At 65.8% G+C, this 228-nt stretch carries 1 pseudogene; it reads right to left on the bottom strand.

Annotated elements, in window-relative coordinates:
- Positions 1-213 (bottom strand): annotated as a pseudogene (locus QCD85_RS23760) (ubiquinol-cytochrome c reductase iron-sulfur subunit N-terminal domain-containing protein); the annotation flags it as partial.
- Between the last annotated feature and the right edge of the window lie 15 nt (positions 214-228).

Consider the following 228-nt stretch of genomic DNA (forward strand, 5'->3'; position numbering starts at 1 on the left):
GACGGGCTTGCCGCGCCACTCGACCGTGAGCTTCTCGCCGTCCTTGAGGGCGGAGATATCGACCTCCACTGCAGCCCCGGCGGCTTTGGCCTTCTCGGATGGCTGGAAGGTGCTCACGAACGGGACGGCTGTCGCCACGCCGCCCACCGCACCAGCGCACGCCGACGTGATGATCCACGTCCGCTTGCTGGAGTCGATTGGAGTGTCACTCATGGGGTTCCTCGAACT

The organism is Paenibacillus sp. PsM32, assembly GCF_030433815.1.
In the GTDB taxonomy this organism is placed as follows: Bacteria; Bacillota; Bacilli; order Paenibacillales; family Paenibacillaceae; genus Saccharibacillus; species Saccharibacillus kyungheensis.